At 36.8% G+C, this 20327-nt stretch carries 20 protein-coding genes; 13 read left to right on the top strand and 7 right to left on the bottom strand.

Translation table 11 applies throughout. From position 1 onward, the window contains the following. Window positions 1–22: 22 nt before the first annotated feature. Entirely contained in the window at window positions 23–1267 is a 1245-nt protein-coding gene (locus tag ACQKNC_RS08725) for a ferredoxin reductase family protein (protein WP_427424466.1), read from the bottom strand. Window positions 1268–1525: 258 nt separating this feature from the next. Here ACQKNC_RS08725 and ACQKNC_RS08720 point away from each other — a divergent pair, with 258 nt between their 5' ends. The 6 genes from ACQKNC_RS08720 (at window position 1526) to ACQKNC_RS08695 (ending at window position 9070) form a co-directional block, all read left to right on the top strand. Then, window positions 1526–2014, top strand: a complete 489-nt coding sequence (locus tag ACQKNC_RS08720) for a metal-dependent hydrolase (RefSeq protein ID WP_427424465.1) — start codon at window positions 1526–1528, stop codon at window positions 2012–2014. A gap of 378 nt (window positions 2015–2392) precedes the next feature. Continuing rightward, on the top strand, window positions 2393–3790 hold the full coding sequence (locus ACQKNC_RS08715; RefSeq protein ID WP_427424464.1) for an APC family permease: 1398 nt from the start codon (window positions 2393–2395) through the stop codon (window positions 3788–3790). A 297-nt stretch (window positions 3791–4087) separates the two neighbouring features. Then, complete coding sequence (locus ACQKNC_RS08710) at window positions 4088–5560, top strand: aldehyde dehydrogenase family protein (protein WP_427424670.1); 1473 nt, start codon at window positions 4088–4090, stop codon at window positions 5558–5560. A gap of 60 nt (window positions 5561–5620) precedes the next feature. Continuing rightward, window positions 5621–6799 carry an iron-containing alcohol dehydrogenase gene (locus tag ACQKNC_RS08705; RefSeq protein WP_427424463.1) on the top strand — a complete coding sequence of 393 codons (1179 nt, stop codon included), beginning with the start codon at window positions 5621–5623 and terminating at the stop codon, window positions 6797–6799. Window positions 6800–6869: 70 nt separating this feature from the next. Continuing rightward, window positions 6870–7880: an agmatinase gene (gene speB / locus ACQKNC_RS08700; RefSeq protein ID WP_427424462.1), complete on the top strand. Its 1011-nt coding sequence runs from the start codon at window positions 6870–6872 to the stop codon at window positions 7878–7880. 359 nt (window positions 7881–8239) lie between these two features. Continuing rightward, a complete protein-coding gene (locus tag ACQKNC_RS08695) occupies window positions 8240–9070 on the top strand; it encodes a MerR family transcriptional regulator (protein WP_427424461.1) in 831 nt (276 codons plus the stop codon). Window positions 9071–9280: 210 nt separating this feature from the next. On the opposite strand, the gene ACQKNC_RS08690 is transcribed toward ACQKNC_RS08695, so the two are convergent. Continuing rightward, window positions 9281–10102, bottom strand: coding sequence for a squalene/phytoene synthase family protein (locus ACQKNC_RS08690; RefSeq protein WP_427424460.1), 822 nt, complete (start codon window positions 10100–10102; stop codon window positions 9281–9283). Between the two features lie 653 nt (window positions 10103–10755). Here ACQKNC_RS08690 and coaW point away from each other — a divergent pair. The 4 genes from coaW to ACQKNC_RS08670 all read left to right on the top strand — a co-directional run bounded on the left by coaW (window position 10756) and on the right by ACQKNC_RS08670 (window position 12556). Further along, entirely contained in the window at window positions 10756–11592 is an 837-nt protein-coding gene (coaW, locus tag ACQKNC_RS08685) for a type II pantothenate kinase (RefSeq protein WP_427424459.1), read from the top strand. Window positions 11593–11727: 135 nt separating this feature from the next. Next, the gene (locus tag ACQKNC_RS08680) at window positions 11728–11964 is read left to right on the top strand and encodes a hypothetical protein (protein WP_427424458.1); all 237 of its coding nucleotides are present in this window, start codon (window positions 11728–11730) and stop codon (window positions 11962–11964) included. Window positions 11965–11987: 23 nt separating this feature from the next. Beyond that, complete coding sequence (locus ACQKNC_RS08675) at window positions 11988–12131, top strand: hypothetical protein (RefSeq protein ID WP_376071703.1); 144 nt, start codon at window positions 11988–11990, stop codon at window positions 12129–12131. A 101-nt stretch (window positions 12132–12232) separates the two neighbouring features. Continuing rightward, entirely contained in the window at window positions 12233–12556 is a 324-nt protein-coding gene (locus ACQKNC_RS08670) for a DUF3889 domain-containing protein (protein ID WP_427424457.1), read from the top strand. Window positions 12557–12593: 37 nt separating this feature from the next. On the opposite strand, the gene ACQKNC_RS08665 is transcribed toward ACQKNC_RS08670, so the two are convergent. Continuing rightward, complete coding sequence (locus ACQKNC_RS08665) at window positions 12594–13040, bottom strand: DJ-1/PfpI family protein (protein ID WP_427424456.1); 447 nt, start codon at window positions 13038–13040, stop codon at window positions 12594–12596. Window positions 13041–13129: 89 nt separating this feature from the next. On the opposite strand from ACQKNC_RS08665, the gene ACQKNC_RS08660 reads away from it, so the two are divergent. Together ACQKNC_RS08660 and ACQKNC_RS08655 are read left to right on the top strand one after the other, a co-directional pair. Continuing rightward, window positions 13130–13528, top strand: coding sequence for a MarR family winged helix-turn-helix transcriptional regulator (locus tag ACQKNC_RS08660; RefSeq protein WP_427424455.1), 399 nt, complete (start codon window positions 13130–13132; stop codon window positions 13526–13528). Between the two features lie 5 nt (window positions 13529–13533). Next, the gene (locus ACQKNC_RS08655) at window positions 13534–14724 is read left to right on the top strand and encodes an MFS transporter (protein WP_427424454.1); all 1191 of its coding nucleotides are present in this window, start codon (window positions 13534–13536) and stop codon (window positions 14722–14724) included. A 44-nt stretch (window positions 14725–14768) separates the two neighbouring features. Here the strand turns inward: ACQKNC_RS08655 and ACQKNC_RS08650 are convergent, their stop codons facing one another. Together ACQKNC_RS08650 and ACQKNC_RS08645 are read right to left on the bottom strand one after the other, a co-directional pair. Beyond that, window positions 14769–15383 (bottom strand): NlpC/P60 family protein, encoded by a 615-nt coding sequence (locus ACQKNC_RS08650; RefSeq protein ID WP_427424453.1) that lies wholly within the window; start codon window positions 15381–15383, stop codon window positions 14769–14771. Between the two features lie 401 nt (window positions 15384–15784). Then, on the bottom strand, window positions 15785–16177 hold the full coding sequence (locus ACQKNC_RS08645; protein WP_427424452.1) for a ribonuclease HI family protein: 393 nt from the start codon (window positions 16175–16177) through the stop codon (window positions 15785–15787). 433 nt (window positions 16178–16610) lie between these two features. On the opposite strand from ACQKNC_RS08645, the gene ACQKNC_RS08640 reads away from it, so the two are divergent. Then, the gene (locus ACQKNC_RS08640; protein ID WP_053482386.1) at window positions 16611–16802 is read left to right on the top strand and encodes a zinc-finger domain-containing protein; all 192 of its coding nucleotides are present in this window, start codon (window positions 16611–16613) and stop codon (window positions 16800–16802) included. A 304-nt stretch (window positions 16803–17106) separates the two neighbouring features. Here the strand turns inward: ACQKNC_RS08640 and ACQKNC_RS08635 are convergent, their stop codons facing one another. Together ACQKNC_RS08635 and pepF are read right to left on the bottom strand one after the other, a co-directional pair. Next, window positions 17107–18090, bottom strand: coding sequence for an SEC-C domain-containing protein (locus ACQKNC_RS08635; protein ID WP_427424451.1), 984 nt, complete (start codon window positions 18088–18090; stop codon window positions 17107–17109). 227 nt (window positions 18091–18317) lie between these two features. Further along, window positions 18318–20132: an oligoendopeptidase F gene (pepF, locus tag ACQKNC_RS08630; protein ID WP_427424450.1), complete on the bottom strand. Its 1815-nt coding sequence runs from the start codon at window positions 20130–20132 to the stop codon at window positions 18318–18320. Between the last annotated feature and the right edge of the window lie 195 nt (window positions 20133–20327).

Below are 20327 nucleotides of genomic sequence, written 5' to 3'. Positions count from 1 at the left end.
TGATTGTATTAAAGCTTCATTATTACTTAAATTTAAATGCTTCGAAGTCAATACTTATATTTTGATTGCGGGATTTCAATTGCTTGGCAAAATGTTTTAGCATTTTTTCAGGGCCACACATGAAAATACCTGTATTCGCGGGCACTGAAAAATTTTCAAATGAAAGCCTGTCCATCTGAGTAGTATCAATAAAGTTCACTCTGAATTGTTGATTAATTTTTGCGTACTCCTGTAAAAATTCTTTATAGATAGCATTGTCTTGACCATGATAAGTGTAAAATAACTCAATATCACGATTGACGGGCTGTGATTGCAAATAAGATAAAAATGGAGTAATGCCTATGCCACCTGCTATCCAAACTTGTTGTTGTGTCCCATTTTCAAAGTTTAAATGACCATATGGACCATCAAGTGTGATTGCTGTATTCAGTTGGACTGAATCATATACTTTTTTTGTGAAATCACCAAGCGCTTTAATAGTGATAAATACTTTTTTTCCATCGCCACCTGAAATTGAGAAGGGATGAGGCGCCTTTTCTAATCCATCTTGAAAAATCTTTATAAAAATAAATTGTCCATATTGATATGGTATTTTTTTATCAAGTGTTAGCTCTAGTTCAATAACATTGGATCCCAATTTTTTGATACCGGTAATGTTACCGTTATATTTAAAGAACATATCCTGATACATCGTCAACATATATAATGCAGACATAAATCCAATAGTCGCAGTTATTGCTGTAAAAATTCCTAAAGGTGTAGGCTGTAATAAATCATATCTACTTGAAAAATAGGCATGATAAATTCCAAATGCATAAGGGATAAGCAATAACCGATGAAAGATTCGCCAGTGCTCATATTTTAGGAATTTAGCCAAAAGCGCAATCAAAATTAGTGCTATGAAACCATATTGGCCAAGTGATCCCAGTTCTTTTGCAAATTCGCTGAATGACGTTTTTTGTACTTTATCCAAGTGGGGGACCAGATCTTGTAATTGCCCATGCAAAATCACCAATAATAGTGAAAATATAGCTAAATATTTATGGTAAAAATAAACATTTTCTAGTCCGTGAAACCAACGCTCAAAAATTTTCATTCTTGTTGCTAATAAAAAGACAAGAAAGAAGCCTGTAATGGCCATGCCTCCAATGATATGGCTTAGTCTGTTAACTGCTTGGATAGGTTCTATAGGTGTAGCAAAATACCACAATAAAGCACTACTACTCATTATTAGTATGATAAATAAAATTCCTTTGATAGATTTCATAAATAACCTCCATTACACATTTTTATCTCTAATCATCCTACATATACAATAAGAACCTGAAATGTTTCTGATATTTTTGTTTTTATATAAGAGTTATTAACTTATAACAGTTATCTCCAACCGATAGACATTAAAAAGTGAATTGTCTTTGATAGTAAAAAAGGGACTGTGTGTTCGGAATATATGTTCCCTTTTCGGGTGGGTTGTGTTAAATTAAGAAGGATAAAAATATAGAGACATTTAGGAGTGGAAGTAATTATGCAAGGGAATACACATATTATTGGGGGCATCACTGCAAGCCTTGCCTTTGCACAAATTTCTAATGATAATCCGCTTGTTTTAGTAGGGGCAGGCGTTATCGGTGCATTACTTCCAGATATTTGCCATGGTGGTAGCAAAATCGGGAGGAAGTTTCCCATCATTTCAAAAACTGTTAATTCGCTGTTTGGACATCGTTCCTTTACACATAGTTTGCTTTTTTTATTTTTGGTTGGGATGCTACTACATACATTTATACCTTACGAATCCATTACACTAGGTATTTTATTAGGGATGGCAAGCCACGTTGTTCTTGATATGGGGACGAAGAAGGGTGTTAAGCTCTTTTTCCCAGTATCTATTGCGGTGCGTCTACCACTTACTACAAAAACAGGTAGTAAAGTTGAAAAGGTAGTGTTTATGTTGTTAACAATGCTTTCAGTCTTTTTTAGCTATGAAATTATTGTTAAGTTTATTGATACAATATAAGTAAAGAAACCCACTAAGAGAGTGAGATGCTCCCCATTAGGTAGGCAGATAAAAAAATCTGTTTATCTAAGGGGAGTATTTTTTTTCAATTATTAATTCTTTTGTGTAGCGAGAGTGAAGCTTAAAAGAGAGCATTTATGAGGATTTTTTTGGAGAGTTTTTTGCTGTCAACAGTGATGCTTATAAAAGCAACCTTCGTCGTATATGTTGCTTTATCTCGAAAGAGTTCTTACTTACAGTGTCCAAATTAATGCATTTTACGATATTCCTATGGATGTTTTTTCATTACAGAAAATCTTAATCTAGCTATTGACCTTTGTGTAACAAAAACCTTTATATTCAATATTAATAAAAAAGAATCTTCAGAAGATTCTAATTATGTCAACGGATGGGGGAGTTATTATAGAACGACAAACATTAATGCGAACACTGACTTTGTCTCAAGTTGTATTTTTAGGGATTGCATGGAATAACCCAATGGTATTCTTCAATACTTATGGAATCGCAACCGTCACTTCCCAAGGTGTCATCATGGGGGCTTATATCATTGCATTTCTCGCAATCATGTTTACTGCATTTAGTTATGGAAAGATGGCAAAAGCATTTCCAATTGCCGGTTCTGCTTATACATTCACACAAAAATCAATTAATCCACAACTTGGGTTTCTTATCGGTTGGACAATCATGTTGGATTATATGTTAACACCAATGGTCACTTGTTTAATGTCTACTGTTTTTTTACATGCCATGTTCCCTGGAGTCCCACACGCTCTATGGATCATTCTCTTAACTGCAACTATTGTAATACCTAGTATCTTGGGTGTTAAGTTCACTGCATCCACTGGTAAGATTTTTGTGATTGCACAAGTCGTATTTGTTTTCATCTTCTGGATTTTGACCATCAAAAGTTTATTGGCAGGTGAAGGGGCAGGTACACTTTTCTCTATTCAACCTTTGTTCAATACAGACATTGATTTGCCTGTAATTTTGGCAGGAGCGTCCATTCTTTGTTTCAGTTTTCTTGGCTTCGACTCCCTTACTACGTTGTCTGAAGAAACAATTAATCCTGAAAAAACAATACCAAGAGCGATTATCGTCATGTTGCTGATAATGGGTGTCCTCTATATCGGATCATCCTATTTGGCACAATTGGTTCATCCTGGCTTTGCATTTGAAAATCCAGATTCTGCAGCAATGGAAGTTGTCTATTTGGTCGGCGGGAATTTGTTCAAATCTTTATTTGTGACAGCAGTAATTTTAGGGAATTTCTCTTCCGGTGTTGCTGCGACTACAAGCGCATCCCGTGTACTGTATGCAATGGGACGAGATTCCGTACTGCCTAAAAAAGTGTTTGGCCATATTCATTCCCGTTATAAAACACCGTCAACAGGAATTATTGTAATCGGTTTCATTTCATTACTCGGTATCGTGCTGACACTCGATCAAGTCATTAAGTTTATTAACTTTGGAGCACTTATTGCCTTCGCGTCAGTTAACTTGTCTGTCATTGCTCATTATTTTATTCGGAATCGTAAGCGGTCTACTTTCACCGAATACATGCGTTATCTGGTTATGCCACTAATTGGAGCAGGATTTACGCTTTGGCTATGGTCTCACTTAGAGTTGGATGCATTGATTCTTGGAGGCGTCTGGATGGCAATTGGCATTGGGTATTTAATTTATATGACAAAGTTTTTCAGACAGGGATTGCCTGAATTCAGTTTCGATAAGGAGATTATTCCTGAAAATGTTCTTATAGAAGACATAAAAATGTAAAGGCTTACATGGAATGATTCTCGTGTTATTTTGCAGGTAGGATCTGCAATTGAAAGGGGTGAGGTAATTCACGGAAAGGCTGAATTTCGAAAATGAGAACAGCTTTTTTGGAAAAAAGAAAGATAGTAAACTTTGAAAATGGTATGACGAAACGATTATTTTGGGGAATGCAGTTCTTTGACAGTTAATCGGAATAGAGACGTCATGCAATTCCTCCCACTTATAGGTGAGGCTAAATATGAATTTAATAAAATATGGATAATAAATTAGGGGGTTTTTAGAATGCTAAACTTGAAAATGTTAGATTTGAAAATGTTTATTAATGGTAAATGGTCGGATTCTGTGAACATGGAAAAACGTAATATTATCAATCCAGCGAATAACGAAGTGATTGCAGAGGCTCCGAGAGCAAGTGTAGAAGAAACGCGAAATGCCATTGATGCAGCGCGAAATGCATTTGATTCAGGAATATGGTCAAACTTATCGGCTTCCGAAAGAGCCTCCTATTTATTTAAAATTGCAGATAAACTTGAGGAAAAAGCATCAGAGTTGAGTGAACTTGAAATGTTGAATACAGGAAAGCCCCTTAAAGAAGCAGAGTTCGATATTGGGGATGCTGTGAATTGCTTCCGTTATTATGGTGGCCTTGTCACAAAACCAAACGGTCAAACATATCCAGTTGCCGATCCAGTACAAGCGCTTGTTGTCCGTGAGCCTGTAGGTGTATGTGGTCTGATTGCGCCTTGGAATTTCCCATTATTGACAGGAGCTTGGAAAATTGCGCCTGCTCTTGCAGCAGGAAATACGATTGTGTTCAAGCCAGCAGAGTTGACGCCAATTACCACTTTCAAGCTCTTCGAAATTCTTGAAGAAGTAGGGATTCCAGCGGGTGTTGCGAATTTGGTGACTGGAGGAGGTTCAACTGTCGGAAATGAATTGGCTGAAAGTGAAAAAGTCGATATGGTTTCCTTTACTGGCAGTACAACGGTAGGCAGATCAATCATGAAAGCAGCAGCAGGAAATATTAAGAAAGTTGCACTCGAATTAGGTGGTAAATCGCCGAATATCGTCTTCGCTGACGCAGATTTCGAAACAGCAGTCGATTATGCGCTTTATGGAATATTTGTGAATGCGGGCCAAGTATGTAATTCAGGTTCACGTTTACTTCTTGAAGAAAGCATTCATGACAAGTTCGTTGAAAGCTTGATTAGTAAAGCGAAAAAAATTCGTGTAGGTCGTGGTGATGATCCGTCGACTCAAATGGGTGCCCTTGTCGGTGAAGATCATATGAACTCAGTGCTAGATTATATTCAAATCGGCATCGATGAAGGAGCAAAATTAGTTTGTGGCGGTAAACGGATTACAAGTGGTGGGCTTGAGCATGGCTGTTTTGTTGAGCCGACAATCTTTGTAGATACAACGCCTGACATGAGAATTGTTCAAGAAGAAATATTCGGCCCTGTGCTAGTTGTCCAAAAGTTCAAAGATGAAGCGGAGGCGATCGAGCTCGCAAATGATACGCCGTACGGTCTTGCAGCTGGAGTGTTCTCTCAAGATGGGGCTAAAGCTTTACGCGTTATTAAAAAAATTAGAGCAGGTATTACTTCAATTAATGCATACAATCTTGCTTACAACGAAGCTCCATGGGGAGGATATAAGCAAAGTGGACTCGGTCGTGGGTTAGGCACGTTCGGTTTGGATGAATTTTCGGAAGTGAAGCAAATAAATATCAATTTAGAAGTTAGTCCAACGAATTGGTTTGAAAATTAACATCTCGTGAAAGAAGTTCGCTGACATAAGGTCATGAAAAAAGGGAAGGGGAAATGATTAATGATTTGGGATTTCAATTTTAATTTACCGACTTCTATTGAGTTTGGTAACGGGACAGTAAACAATGTAGGGAAAAGAGCGAAAGAGTTGGGCGGCAATAAAGTACTAATCATTACGGATAAAGGGCTGGCACAAACGGGGATTTTAAAAAGGGTAACAGATTCATTGGAACAAGAAGGGGTTTCTTTCCTTGTTTATGATGAAATTACTCCGAATCCGAAAGATGTAGACTGCGTAAAAGCCTACGAAAAATTCAAAGACGAAAATATCGACTTGTTATTGGGCCTTGGTGGTGGAAGTTCAATGGACACTGCTAAAGCAATTGGGGTACTTTTCACACATGAAGGGGAGCTTAAAGATCGCTATGGTTTCAATCTGCTGGAGCGCGATATTACACCTCTTATTTGTATCCCTACCACATCGGGTACAGGTAGTGAGGTGACGACGGGATCTGTCATCACAGATACAATCACTAAACAAAAAGAAGCAATCCTTGATATAAAATTAGCGCCGAAACTAGCAATAGTAGATCCTGAATTGACCCTAACTTTGCCTAAATCAATTACGGCTGCTACTGGAATGGATGCATTGACGCATGCAATCGAAGCTTATACGAGCAATATTGCTGAACCGATTTCTGATGCACTTAGTCTCTATGCGATTGAAATTATTGCTAAGTATCTTCCACTCGCTGTAGAAAACGGCAACAATTTAGAAGCAAGACAAAATATGCTTGTAGGAAGTTTGATTGCAGGTATGGCATTTACGCACGCTGACCTGGGTGCGGTGCATGCAATGGCAGAACCGCTTGGAGGGCTATATGACACACCACATGGAGTGGCAAATTCCATCTTCCTTCCACATGTATTTGAATATAATATTCCTTCCAATCCGGAAAAACATGCGACGGTTGCTGTGAAGCTTGGCGCGAAAGCGGAAGGGAAGACAGTAGAGGAAATTGCTCAAGAAGGTGTTGTATTGCTACATGAACTCGCAAATAAAATTGGCATTCCGAAATTCCGAGATTTAGATAATATTGACCCTGAAGATTTCGAATTCCTTGCTGAAGGGGCATTCAAACATTTATGTACAATTACAAATTCTCGTAAATTATCGAAAGATGACTATTTGAAATTGTTTCAAATTACTTATGAGATGAAAATGCAACATTCATCTTAATCATCTCACGATACACTGGAGGGCTCCTGTGTACATAACGTGAGAATCAAGAATAGTAGGGGGAAATAATATGGTTAGTCGCGATGAGAAACAATTTTTGAATTTACCATTTACAGGGATATGTACGTTTGGAAAATATCCGATTTGTTCAGATTTGGACCAGCTGGATGCCGATGTAGCGGTTATTGGGGTTCCGAATGACATGGGTACCCAATGGAAATCAGGTGCCAGAATGGGACCACGGGGAATCAGGGAAGGTTCAACACTTTACAGTTTTGGATTAGATGGTGCGTATGACATCGAAAATGATATTACGTATCTCGGGCCAGATTGGAAAGTAGTGGATTGCGGCGATGTCGATATGGTACATGGAGACCTAATGCAATGTCACGAAAATACAGAAGAAGCGATTCGTAAAATTGTGTCAAAAGGAGCAATGCCAGTAGTGCTAGGAGGAGATCATTCTATCACAGCTGCAGTTGGAAAAGGTCTGAACGAATTAGGTCCTTTTCATGTCATTCAAATTGATGCTCATTTGGATTGGGCGGATCATCGTTCGGGAATGCGATATGGCCATGGGAACTGCATCCGCCGTTTATCGGAGCTAGATCATGTACAGCAAATATTCCAATTAGGTATTCGAGGAATTAGCAGTAGTAAAAAAGAGGATGTTGATGCTGCAAGAGATTATGGTAGCGTCATCCTATCTCCACGCCAAATGAGAAAAATGGGAATTGAAGAAGTACTGGAACAAATCCCAGCAGGAGAAAGATATTATGTGACGATTGATATTGATGGATTGGATCCATCAATCGCACCGGGGACTGGTACACCTTCCCCAGGCGGCCTTCTTTACGATGAAGTAAACGAATTATTGGAAGGTATCGCTAAACGGGGAGATGTGATTGGATTCGACTTAGTCGAAGTTGCGCCTCCTTGTGATCCTACCGGTATAACGCAGCAAGTAGCGGCTCGCATCATGCTGGATTTACTCAGCTATGTCTTAAAAGAGAAAGAGACTAGAGGACTAGCAAAAAAGGAAAATAGTACACAAAACACGATGGTTGCTGAACTGAAGTAAAGTATACCTGTTTAACCGTTTGGAAGCGCTTCTGAGTATAGAAAGAACTATCATGAAAACTTGAAAGCTGTACTTGGGCTTTTATTTAATAGCGGAGATGGGGATCGGAATTGCACTTGACAAATAGTCGGAAAAGATTGCATATTTTGAATTAGGGACTCGCTGAAAATTCAATCCACCTGTAAAAGGGTTCTAATAGATTTTTGAAGAAATTGAAGTAGGCAGGAAAATAATTGAGGATACAGCTTATCACTTGTTTTTTGAAGTTTGTTGCATGTATGCCAACTTTAGATTTGGTGAGTTTTAAATTCCTACTATAAAATTTTAGCAGTCCTTAAATTTTGTAGGAGGTATGCTGATTGAAAGAAAAACTGACTATCGGTGAAATGGCAAAGCTGCGAGGGTTAACTTCGGAGACATTACGCCACTATGACCGGATCGACTTGTTCAAGCCACAATTTATCGATCCTCATTCAGGATATCGATACTATTCCATTTTCCAATATGAAATTCTAGGTACCATAAAAGAACTAAGGCAACTTAGGATGACTACAGATGAAATAAAGGAATATCTTAATGAACGTAATTTCAGTAAATCATTGGATATTATGAGAACCAAACATGAAGAACTCGTTTCAAGTCTGAAAGAATTGAACGAGATGGAAGAAAATATCAGGGAAAAGATCGCCTACTTGGAACAGGTGGAAAAAGAAAATGAACTTCAGAAAGTCATATTCCGTGAAATGAAAAGTAGGCGATTACTTACCCTGCATGAGAAAATTAATGATAACTTTGAACTCTGTTATGGTGTGTTGAATTTAGAGAATATGCTTACAGATAAGACACCTATTCTAGCTACCAATAGACTGGGCATTATTATCGAAGAGACGAATCTTAAATTGGGACGTTTTGAAGAACCTTCTACAATTTTTATTGTCGCAAAGAATAAGGAAGTTATTCCAAATACATATCAATTGACGATTCCAGGGGGATTATTTGCGTGTATCCGTTACAATGGAGAATTACTGTCGAGTCGTAGTGAAAGTTTAAGAAAACTACTTCATTATGTTAACAAAAATAACTATCAGATTACTGGTGATGCATTACAAATTATGCATCTCGATATTACGATTACGGATAAACCGAATGAAATCACTTTTGAAATCCAAGTTCCCGTCAGAAAACTGTAATTCATGAATACAGATAACCAAAAATACGCTTGTGATAAACTCCATTTTGAATAAGCTTTATTCAAATAGTTTTTTCATTTGATACGGGGATATAAATTATGGATATAGTGAGAGCTGCCTAAAAAGTAACCCCTGTACGAGAAAATTCTCATGCAGGGGTTTTATTGGTTGTGTATCTTAATGGGTTATTTGAGAAATGTAAAGCACCAATCAGTCAGCCTGTACCTCTTCGACCGTTTGCTCAACTTCTGCTCGTGTCATTTTTTCACGACCATTTTGCATCGCCATCAATGTTTTGTGGGCTAATGCAAGTGGTAATCGACAGAATAATAATACCGTTCGTTTATTAATATCTTTCATATAAAGATCAGCTTTCGCAAGATTTTCCTCCGCATAAGCAAATAAATCCTCGCGTGTCCAGCCATCAGGAACGAAACTTACTCCGCGCTCATCCATATCCTCATGTTGATTACGTAAAATATTAACTGCTTGGAGACCTCGACCATAGCCAATTGCTAAATCGCGATCTGTTTGAATGTCTGCACCCCACGCCCAAAGCTCAGACAGCATTGTCCCAACAAGCCCTGCTACGTAGTATGTATAATCATCTAAATCCTCTCGTGTATGCACCTGCCAGTTTGCCTTTGCCCATTTTGCCATCCCAAATGCCATTTCACTCGTTGAATCTTGGACAATTTTACGTGAACCTTCAGGACAAAATGTTAGCCAATCTGCTAAACGAAGAGATACTTCAGGTAGCTGATCTGCATATGGAGCTAGTAATGCTTCATAAGATTTGGCATTAAATGTATCCTTTAATAATTCGCTTGTAGCAGTTAGTAAATCGAATTTTATATCATTAGAAAGCCCTTCGTGGTCTTCAATTTCATCTATAGCACGCATTGCTAAATATGCAGCTGCCACTGACAATTTTAAATCATTTTTTAAAAAAGTAATAGGTATATAAAAAGTACGACTAGTTTCCTTTAAAACTTGCATCGCTTCTTTATAAAGTTTTTTTTGATCTTTCACTTGTATTCCTCCGTTCAAATGGTAACACATCTATAGTATATCGTATCGTAAAAGTGAAGAAAGATAAAACAGATTGTTCAATTTATAATCAACTATTTTTGAATGGGAAAGATTAAAAATAAAAAGAGGGTAGATAACAATGTTGCAATTATTAAAAGTTGTGCGTCAAGAAGATCGCAGCAATGGCAAAATGATTAGTGATTGATGAAGGATATTCAGTCCTTAATTGCAAGAATTGTTATTGTAGTGAAAATGTAACAATGGGTTTTCACTTCTTTCGTTTTTTAGTAGAATAATGTTAAAGTTATAAAAATGCGACGGAAATCGCGTGAATAATAGAAAGAATTTGATATTATTCGAGTTTTTTTCATGAAAGTTTGCTAAGTTATTGCACAATTATTTCAACAGCGTTAAAGTTTAGGAAGGACAAAATGCAACTTCACTTTTAGAGTAATTGAAGCTGTTGATTTGCTTTCGATACTGAAATACAATACATCGGATTTTGGAACAATAACTCCTTGCAAAATCCGTGATATCGTGGAGGCATGAACGTTATTCAACTGGCTTCTAAACGCCTCTTGAATAAAAGCAAAATCTAGTATATATCTCACCATCTGAAATTGAGATTGTACGTAAATTCAAAGGAGAATGGTATGCCAAAGGCTATAGGTATTGATGCAGGCGGAACATTGACAAAGGTTGCTTATCTAGATGAACATAATGAGCTTGTTTTAACAACTTTCCCGTCAAATGATTTGCTAGCTGTGAAGAATTGGATAATTAACCATCCAGATATTGAGGATATTGGTGTTACGGGAGGGCGTACCGAACAATTACTTGATGTCATTAAAACAATGAAATCGATTCATTATATAGTAGAGTTTGAAGCCACATTGAAGGGCGTTCGATATTTGTTGCAGAAAGAGGGCTACCTCTTCAAACGAAGTATGATTACTAATATTGGTACTGGTACTTCAATTCATTATATGGAAGATAATACACATATTCGTGTTGGTGGGACAGGGGTTGGCGGAGGAACATTGATTGGATTGTCAGCGCTTACAACTGGAATCACGGATTATAATGAAATAAGAGGATTAGCCTCTAAAGGTAATCGAGAAGAAATTGATTTACTTGTAAAGGATATTTACCAAGGGATGGACACACCTATTGATGGGCATTTGACAGCTAGTAATTTTGGTAAAGTTGGTATTACAGAGTCAGTCAAACATCCAACAGAAGATATTATTGCAACTGTACAAGGGCTTGTTGGTGAAGTTATTACTACACTTAGTATTCAATATGCTGAAGAGAAAAATGCGCAGCATATCGTTTATATCGGTTCAACTTTAAGTAATAATGATCATCTTGCACGTGTTATTGCCAATTATACACGTACGAAAAAGCATACACCTGTCTTTATAAATGACCACGGTTTTTCAGGTGCAGTCGGTGCTTTGTTAAATATAACTGAATATACGATTGTCTAAATACAATGTACATTACTAATTAATATTAGTGATGTACATTTTTTTATACTGCAAAAGTTTTAGTAATGTCTGTAGTAATCCCCAAAGCATAAAACCTTCTATCCTGAGCACATTACATGTAGGAGGTGAATATCCGTGGGCAATAGAAACACCAATGGAAACAACAAAAATAACAATAAAACAATGAATGTTAGAACGCATAATCCTTTTGATACCTATAAAAAAATAGACCTCGATAAATCAAATAGTAATAACAATAACCCGAATGACAATCTAAATGAAGAATTCGCAGCGGAATTTGATGCGAAAGCCAAAAATAAAGATAATAAAACGAATCATAAGAAACATCAACAATCCAACAAAAACAAATAACCAAAATATTGGAGGTCTAAATAATGGCAAAGAAAGGGAAAACAAGCTTTAAAAAGAAAAAGAAGGAAGATACACATAAAAGAAATGATCATGAAGAATACTCTGCAGAATTTAATCAAGTAATTCATAACAATCCTCAACAACCAAAACAATCCAGTAAAAAATAACGAAAAGCTGCTCCTTAAGAAGATTGAGAAATACTTAAGGAGCTCTTATTTTTTGCTGTTTTGGCGACTTTATGCCAAAAGAATATGAAAGGTTGATACACTTGAGAAAATTTTGTGTAATACTAGGAATTTTTCTTGTATTGTTTGCTGTACGCAACTCAACAATTGCTTATGCTCAACAAGAAATACCAGCTCATGCGCAATGGGGAAAAGTAGTGATAAAAGAGGCACAGGCAAAATATCCTCAAGCTAAAATCCTCGATTATTTGCATGAGGGGAGCGAGGTTAATGGAGATTCCACTATCGAGAAATTTAAGCTTTGGCTAAAACAAAGTGATAAGGAATTCGGCGTACATGTAAGAATCAAATATGTAACGAATACGAATAAAGTGGTAAAGATTGAATTTCAAGAAGCCGCTTCATAAAATTAGAGGATGCCTAAATTCAGGCATCCTCCTTCCATTAGCTTTCTAGTTTCTGAATAAATTCGCGCATTAATCCAGGTAAATCTGGCCATGCATGACCACTAATTAAATTACCGTCTGTATGAAGATTAGCATCGATATACGCTGCTCCTGCTACTTGAACTTCGGGTTTGCAGGCAATATAGGCCGTTAGTACACGTCCTTTCAGTACCTCTAGAATGGTCGCGAAAATTTGAGCTACGTGACATACAGCCGCGATTGGTTTATTTGAATGCCAGGAGAATCGCTGATAAAGTGAAGAAATCGCTGATAACGCCAGGAGAATCGCTGATAAAAGTGAAAAAATCGCTGATAACGCCAGGAGAATCGCTGATAAAAGTGAAGAAATCGCTGATAAAGCCAGGAGAATCGCTGATAACCGCATGAAGATTGCTGATTGAAAAAATGCCTGACGACTTTGAATGATCGCGACTAAATGCTTCATCAAAACTTCAAACTTTACATCGAAAAAAATGAAGCGTATAGTATTTATTTAGCTAGGTAAATAAATAATAAATTCAGGAGGTCGCTAACATGAATCCTTTATTTCATGCTTTATTCCAAAAAAGTCGCTATTTAACGAATTGTTTAAATGAAGTACTGAAACAGCACAATTTATATAGCTCTCAATGGACTATTTTATATTGCTTACATAATCATGGGCCAATGACATTAACGCAAATCTGGAAGTATTTAAACGTTGAGGCACCGAGTATAACAAGAGCAATTACCCGACTCGAGACATTAGGTTGGGTGCTTAGAATTGATGGTGAAGATAAACGGGAAAAAATCGTTACCTTATCACCATATGCAGAGAAACATTTGCCTGCTATTACTAAAACCATTTTAGCTTTTGAGGAAGAAATGGTGGGGGCATTAACTGTCGAGGAACAGCAGCAATTTATGATTTTATTGGAAAAAATGAAAGGTTGATTGACATGCAGCAAGAGGGGAATACAAAAATATGGACGAAGCGATTTATTAGTCTCTTTTTAACAAATATTTCGGTATTTTTTGTTTTCTATGGGTTGGTGACGACTTTACCACTTTATGCGATTGGTGAGCTACACCAAACTGACAAGGAAGCGGGATTGTTACTGTCAGGATTTTTATTATCGGCCATTATCGTTCGTCCCTTTTCAGGTAAACTATTAGAAGTTTATGGGAAGAAAAAGCTTTTAGTTATTTCAATTATCGGCTATTTTTTATGTACAGTTTTATATTTATTCATTCATCCTTTTGGACTTTTACTAGGATTACGTTTTATTCAAGGGATATTCTTTAGTATTATTACAACGGCAGCTGGCTCTTTAGCAGCGGATATTGTACCAGCCAATCGTAAAGGTGCAGGTCTAGGCTATTTCACAATGTCTACTAACTTAGCAGTAGTTATTGGGCCATTTATCGGTTTACTGCTTATTCAATATAGTAGCTTCAATGTACTATTTATTGTTATGAGTATTTGTATATTAGCAGGAGGCATCCTAGCTGTAACGATGAATACTGATGATTTACCCAAGCCTGAACATCAAGGTAAATTGACGTTTAAATTTGATGATTTATTTGAACGTCGTGCACTTCCGGTAGCAGCTATTGCTAGTTTAGTAGCTTTTTCATATGCGAGTGTTCTATCGTTTTTATCGGTGTACGCACAGCAAAAAGGTTTAATGGCTGTTGCGAGTCTATTTTATGCAGTTTTTGCAGCAGCAATGCTTATTACACGTCCATATACAGGTAAACTTTATGATACAAAAGGACCGCAATTTGTTATTTTACCTGGTATTATATTCTTTGCAATCGGTCTTGTTATGCTCGCATTTGTCTCAGGGCCAGCATTATTTTTATTTGCAGCCATCTTTATTGGATTTGGCTACGGAGCAGTAACTACAAGCTTACAAGCATTAGCTGTACAGTCTACGTCACATACACGAAGTGGTTATGCAACAGCAACGTATTTTACGATGTTTGACATTGGCATTGCGCTTGGCTCTTATATTTTAGGAATGGTGGCAGTGCAAGCGGGCTATGCTTCTGTTTATCTAACTGGAGCAGGCTTATTAGTTATTGTCTTTATCATTTATTTAGTACGATTAGCAAAAATAAAATCAAAAAAAGTAGCACATGTATAAGGGTAAAGTAAAAAAACAGTTGGGACATCCCAACTGTTTTTTCACTATAAACGACCATATCCAGCAAAATACTTTTTCCAATAAGTGCTATTGATGTTAGCGATACTAACACCAACATCACTTGCGCTAATCATTTGATTATTTCCAAGATAAATGCCCACATGTGAGATACCGGCTATATATGTATTAGCGAAAAATACTAAATCGCCTACTTGAGGTGAACTTACTTTTTTAGCTGTATTGTAAAAACCTGCTGCTGACTTACGACCTGTCGAAATACCAGCATTATTAAAAACGTAAGTAACATAGCCTGAGCAATCAAAACCTGTACTCGGTTTGTTTCCACCAAATGTGTATTTTACGCCTAATTGTTGTTTAGCAACTTGTACTATGTTAACTGTAGGTTTAGGTTTAGATGTAGATGGTGTATTGAGGTTTAACTTTTGTCCAACGCGAATTGTTGAAGAAGATAAGTTATTCCATTGCATCAATGTTTGATAAGAAACACCGTACTGATTGGCAATTTTCCATAAAGAATCGCCAGATTTTACTGTGTAAGTTGCCGCTGATGCTGTGTCAATTGTTGAAAAAAGTACAGATGAACTTAAAGCCAAGGTAGCTAATTTTAATCCCCATCTATACTTTTTATTCTTTTTCATAATATGTATCCTCCTAAAAAATTTAAAACTTAATATATAAATGATATTAACATTGAAATATTACAATAGTATGTCAATAAAATAACATTAAGGATACAAATTGTTCTGATAACAAATGGGGAATAGCTTGCTTTATTGCTCATCATTAAAAGTAGGGGATGACATTTGTTAAATGTATGCCATGTATAAAAGTTGATTGGCTGGGGATTGGCTACTCCTTTGGGGCAGTCTTTAGGGTATTGAGCATATAGTATAGCATTCATTGATTATTATCTGTTTATGTAAGAAAACGGAGATGATAAAAATAAAATAATGGGGGATATTAAGTATCTGAATAAATTGTAGTCGGATGAAGGTAGGAGACCGACTCTTGGTTGAAGGCAAGGGACGGTCCCTGTAGTTTATTTTTTTTCTTTTTGAATTGCTTTACGGGCAAGTGCATCTGCAGCTTTATTTTGCGTATCTGGAATCCATTTGATGAAAAATAAATCGAAGCTGCTTGCAAGTGTTAGTGCTTGCTCAAGATAAGGTTTAAATTCCTCATTTTTCACATATTCTTTTTCCATAGATGCTACAACAATTTTTGAATCAGAGCGGACTGAGACAAGGTTAGAATCAAGCTTCAGTGCTTCTTCAAGTCCGCGTACTAAGGCAGTAAACTCGGCAATGTGGTTATTGGCTTGCCCTATATACTCACTGATTTGTATATGATGGCCTTCTCCTTTAATAAATATTCCAATACCACTAGGGCCAGGATTTCCTGCACTAGCAGCATCAATGTATACTTCTAACATAAAATCCCTACTTTTTGACTTAAATTTTACTTTAATTGTACATCAATAATGTTTTTTCACAACATCTTAGTTAATGAGATCAATTATGCCTCGGCATAAATGCGTCCAGAATCGGTTTTGGGCCAACTTGATGTTGGTCACTCAGTCGTGTGTTGTTGTTGCTGTCGCTTCGCTTTCGCACAGATAAAACCATGTTGCTGTCGCTTCGCTTTCGCACAGATAAAACCATGTTGCTGTCGCTTCGCTTTCGCACAGATAAATTGCCACAGGACGTAGACGTGGCGTTCTTAGACTGAGTTCCTCATTTCAGCGGGTGTTTGGACACTTGCTGAAAGAAGTTAAATATGGATAAACAAAATAGTTGCTTGTTAAAAATGTTCACTTCATAATAGTAAGAAGCGAAATTTGGACGTGAAAGGAGCGAGAGTTCAAATTGGATAAAGTGACGGTTATGAAAGATATTGATGAACTACATGATACGTATTGTGCTGATTGCTTAGTGATAAAGCAATTACGAAAAGAGCGTGGTAAACCTGGAGCTCACCGTTTCTGTATTGAAGCTTGCTCTGTAGGGGAGAGACTACAATTTCTCGGTGAAGAGCTCTTGAAGGTGTATAGTAAATGATGTTTTTACGTATTTCAGAAATGTCTTATGGCCATGCAATCATAGGTACTAAACGGACTATGTTTAAATAAAGTAAAGCTTAATGATAAAAGTTTCATTTTTACTCAATAAATAATCATATTTACTAAATTTGATGCATAAATAACAATATGTTCGGAAAAAATAGTATTGGTTGGTTACCATAGAAAAAGCTACTTTGTTGTTTGGCTCATTGCCTTAACAAATGTAGCTTTTTTCTATTTATATTAAAATGCGCCGTACGCTCTAAAATCTGAGAGTGTATGGCGCATTTCTATTTTAAGCATTATTTAGTAGCAACATAGTTACTTAAGTCTTGATAATATTTTGTGAGAGAAGAAGCTGAAATATCGAACGTCGCTGCAATTTCTTTTACTGTCATTGATAGTGGCTCGAATAGTTCTTTTTCTTGACCATATCGAATTGCACCGGCAGCAATGGCAGACTCTTTACGCGCAGAGGGTTGTCCTTCAATTAAATAGTCCTCTAAAAGCTCTAACATAGGAGCTGTATCACGATCATTTTGCTCAAGGAAATCTTTAACTTGTGTGATTACATTGCTCTCAAAGTTCGTGAATTCTTCGCCTTTATAACCGTTTGATACAAGTAGCTCCCAGAAGGATAAATGCTCTTCTTTTAAGAATGCACCAACCTTTTTCTCAGAGGCCTCAAAATTTTTCTTAAATTGCTCAAATACCTTTGCATGATCTTCAGGGAAGAAGATAAGTGTTGAAACAGCTAAATAATGCTCTGATTTTTTTGTACCATCTGGTAAGATGAATGCAAAGACATGCATACCTTCAGGGATTGGTTTGTCATTTTCACGACGAATATAAATTTCTTCATTTGTTAACACATGTGTAGCCTTGAAATATTTTTCTTCTACAACTGACACGGAACCAATAAATAGATGTGGTTGTGACCAGCCTTCTAACACTTTTAAAGTAGAAGGTCGTACCGCTTTTTTCTTTGTTTTCTTTAAGTAACCTTTCCAAATAGATGGATCTTGATGGAAGAAGAAGTCGTCTAACGCGATCGCCTCAATCAGCTCTCTTTGTAGTACGCTCTCTAATTTAGGTTGCCATGTACCTACATGCTCTATATAGGCACGAACATCTTTGCGTTCTGGATATTCTAGGTAAAATGTTTGTAGTACACGCTCTAATTCTTCGATTGCTACAGCTTCTACTGTAACCTGCTGTTTACCTTCACAACATTTTTTATATTTTTTGCCGCTACCGCATGGGCATGGATCATTACGTTTTACCATAATTAGATACACTTCCTTTGAAAATTGTTAGTCGAATTTTGCTAAATAAATTGCATACATTTAATAATAACGGTACATTTGTATGAAGAAAAATGATTGTCTATTTAGAAATATCAAAAAATGTAGAGGGACGCCCTGATTCTAGTATATGCACGTATTTTCCTGCTTAGAACTAAAAAAGAAAACCATCTACGCGTTAGAAATTGCATAGACGGTTCTCGCTTTGTTTAGCTTTTGATAGCTTCCATTTCTGTCGTTAAACGTTCAAGCTCATCAATAAGGTGACCAATGTAAGCTATCGTATCTCGAAGCGGCTGGTCGGTTGTAACATCGACACCCGCCATTTGAGCTAGCTCTACAGGTGATTTCGTACCTCCTGCTTGAAGGACTGTTAACCATTCATCAACAGCTGTACTGCCTTCTTTTAATATACGCTGAGATACTTGTGTAGAGATCGTTAAGCCTGCACTATAAGTGTATGGATATAGGCCCATATAATAGTGTGGTTGACGCATCCAAGTAAGCTCGGCTCCCTCAGTAATATCGACAGTGTCACCCCAGAAATCTTCTAATACGGAGCGTTTTAATTGATTTAAAACGGTAGCATTCACAGCTTCTCCAGCGTCGATTAATTCATATACTTTTCGTTGATAAGCTGCCTCTAGTAAGTGTGTGACGAAGTTATGATAATACGTTTTGGACACAATATTTGAAATTACCCAACGTTTGAAGCGAAGATCATCGTTATGGGTTAATAAATAATTGGCTAGCAGCATTTCATTCATTGTCGATGGCGCCTCGATGAAGTATAACGAAGGACGACTGTTAAAATATGATTGATGGGCATGCGCATTCGCAAAATGACCTGCGTGGCCTAGCTCATGAATTAAAGTGAATACCTCATTCATACGTTCATTCCAAGACATTAAAATATATGGATGACTACCATATGGACTTGAACAGAATGCCCCTGTCGATTTTCCTTTGTTTGGTGCATAATCAATCCAGCGTTCGTTAAACGCCTTTTCGATCATCTCTTTGTAATCTTCACCCATAACATCTAATGCTTTTTCAACATATTCTTTTGCTTCAGCCATTGTTAATTTCGGATCATAGTCTGGATCAAGTGCGATCTTTAAATCAGCAAATGTCATTTTTTCAATGCCATTTGCTTGTTGAATAAGCTTTGCGTAACGGCGCATATGTGGTGCAAGCTCTTTCGTAATCAGATCAATTTGACGATTATAAAGCGTACGATCAACATCTTGATCAAATAATAAATAGTCAATGACAGAATCAAAACCTCGTAAATCAGCCATTGTTTTTTCCTGTTGAATATGTGTGTTATAAATTTTTGCAGTTGTGTGCTGATAATCGCGTAATTTATTCGAAAATGCTTGGAATGCAGCATGACGTACTTTTGTATCAGCGTCAAACTCCCAGTCATTTTCGTATAATACAAAACTAAGTGGATGTTTTTCGCCATTGGCTTCAAACTCTCCAAAATGCATATCTACAAGCTTTGTCGTATTATACGTTTCATATGGTGCATCAAAAGTAGAGCTAAATGCAGCTAGTGCTTTTTCTACCTCTGGATGTAGCTGGTGAGGCTTTTGTTTTAATAATTCCTCTAAATAGACTTTATAATTAGGGTTTAATTTAGCAGCTTCCTCTAAAATAGACTCATCTAATGCTAGTAATTCACTGCGTACGAAAGAAAATGTACTACTTATTTTTCCGATTGCCGTACCATATTTTGAAGCACGCATTTGGGCTTCATTATCTGTATGATCAGCTTGATTATTTAAGCTTGCATAAGTACCGATTGGAACTATGCTTTCATATAGTGCTTCATAAGCTGTTAAAACATCAATTACCTTTTGGGCATCCGTAATTGTACCTTGATACGTACGTTCAAAATTTTTTGCATCCTCCACAAGCTGCGCTAAAACAGGCTCAAAATCCGCGTCATTTTCAAGTAAATCTGTTAAATCCCATGTATGTTCCACTGGTACATCTTTCCGTAATGGCAATACATCCATTAATTAACACCCCTTTTTGTGTAAGTGACTCCATTATAACGAAACTATTTCGGAAAGTGAAATAATTATAGAGAATAGTTTTAATGTTCGCAAAAATGTAATAATGCTGTAGAAACTTATGTTCGTGTTAGCTATAATGGATTTAAAGTAAAAGGGGAGATGTATTTAAAATGCAGCTAGTTTGGGAGAAACCAA

It is taken from the genome of Lysinibacillus sp. NPDC094177, assembly GCF_050279145.1.
In the GTDB taxonomy this organism is placed as follows: domain Bacteria; phylum Bacillota; class Bacilli; order Bacillales_A; family Planococcaceae; genus Lysinibacillus.
This window is presented reverse-complemented; position numbering and strand designations above follow the sequence as displayed.

Coding starts and splice junctions, on each gene's coding strand:
- ACQKNC_RS08725 (WP_427424466.1), bottom strand. CDS start 1,267: ATGAAATCTATCAAAGGAATTTTATTTATCATACTAATAATGAGTAGT.
- ACQKNC_RS08720 (WP_427424465.1), top strand. CDS start 1,526: ATGCAAGGGAATACACATATTATTGGGGGCATCACTGCAAGCCTTGCC.
- ACQKNC_RS08715 (WP_427424464.1), top strand. CDS start 2,393: ATGTCAACGGATGGGGGAGTTATTATAGAACGACAAACATTAATGCGA.
- ACQKNC_RS08710 (WP_427424670.1), top strand. CDS start 4,088: ATGTTAGATTTGAAAATGTTTATTAATGGTAAATGGTCGGATTCTGTG.
- ACQKNC_RS08705 (WP_427424463.1), top strand. CDS start 5,621: ATGATTTGGGATTTCAATTTTAATTTACCGACTTCTATTGAGTTTGGT.
- speB (WP_427424462.1), top strand. CDS start 6,870: ATGGTTAGTCGCGATGAGAAACAATTTTTGAATTTACCATTTACAGGG.
- coaW (WP_427424459.1), top strand. CDS start 10,756: ATGCCAAAGGCTATAGGTATTGATGCAGGCGGAACATTGACAAAGGTT.
- ACQKNC_RS08675 (WP_376071703.1), top strand. CDS start 11,988: ATGGCAAAGAAAGGGAAAACAAGCTTTAAAAAGAAAAAGAAGGAAGAT.
- ACQKNC_RS08665 (WP_427424456.1), bottom strand. CDS start 13,040: ATGAAGCATTTAGTCGCGATCATTCAAAGTCGTCAGGCATTTTTTCAA.
- ACQKNC_RS08660 (WP_427424455.1), top strand. CDS start 13,130: ATGAATCCTTTATTTCATGCTTTATTCCAAAAAAGTCGCTATTTAACG.
- ACQKNC_RS08655 (WP_427424454.1), top strand. CDS start 13,534: ATGCAGCAAGAGGGGAATACAAAAATATGGACGAAGCGATTTATTAGT.
- ACQKNC_RS08650 (WP_427424453.1), bottom strand. CDS start 15,383: ATGAAAAAGAATAAAAAGTATAGATGGGGATTAAAATTAGCTACCTTG.
- ACQKNC_RS08645 (WP_427424452.1), bottom strand. CDS start 16,177: ATGTTAGAAGTATACATTGATGCTGCTAGTGCAGGAAATCCTGGCCCT.
- ACQKNC_RS08635 (WP_427424451.1), bottom strand. CDS start 18,090: ATGGTAAAACGTAATGATCCATGCCCATGCGGTAGCGGCAAAAAATAT.
- pepF (WP_427424450.1), bottom strand. CDS start 20,132: ATGGATGTATTGCCATTACGGAAAGATGTACCAGTGGAACATACATGG.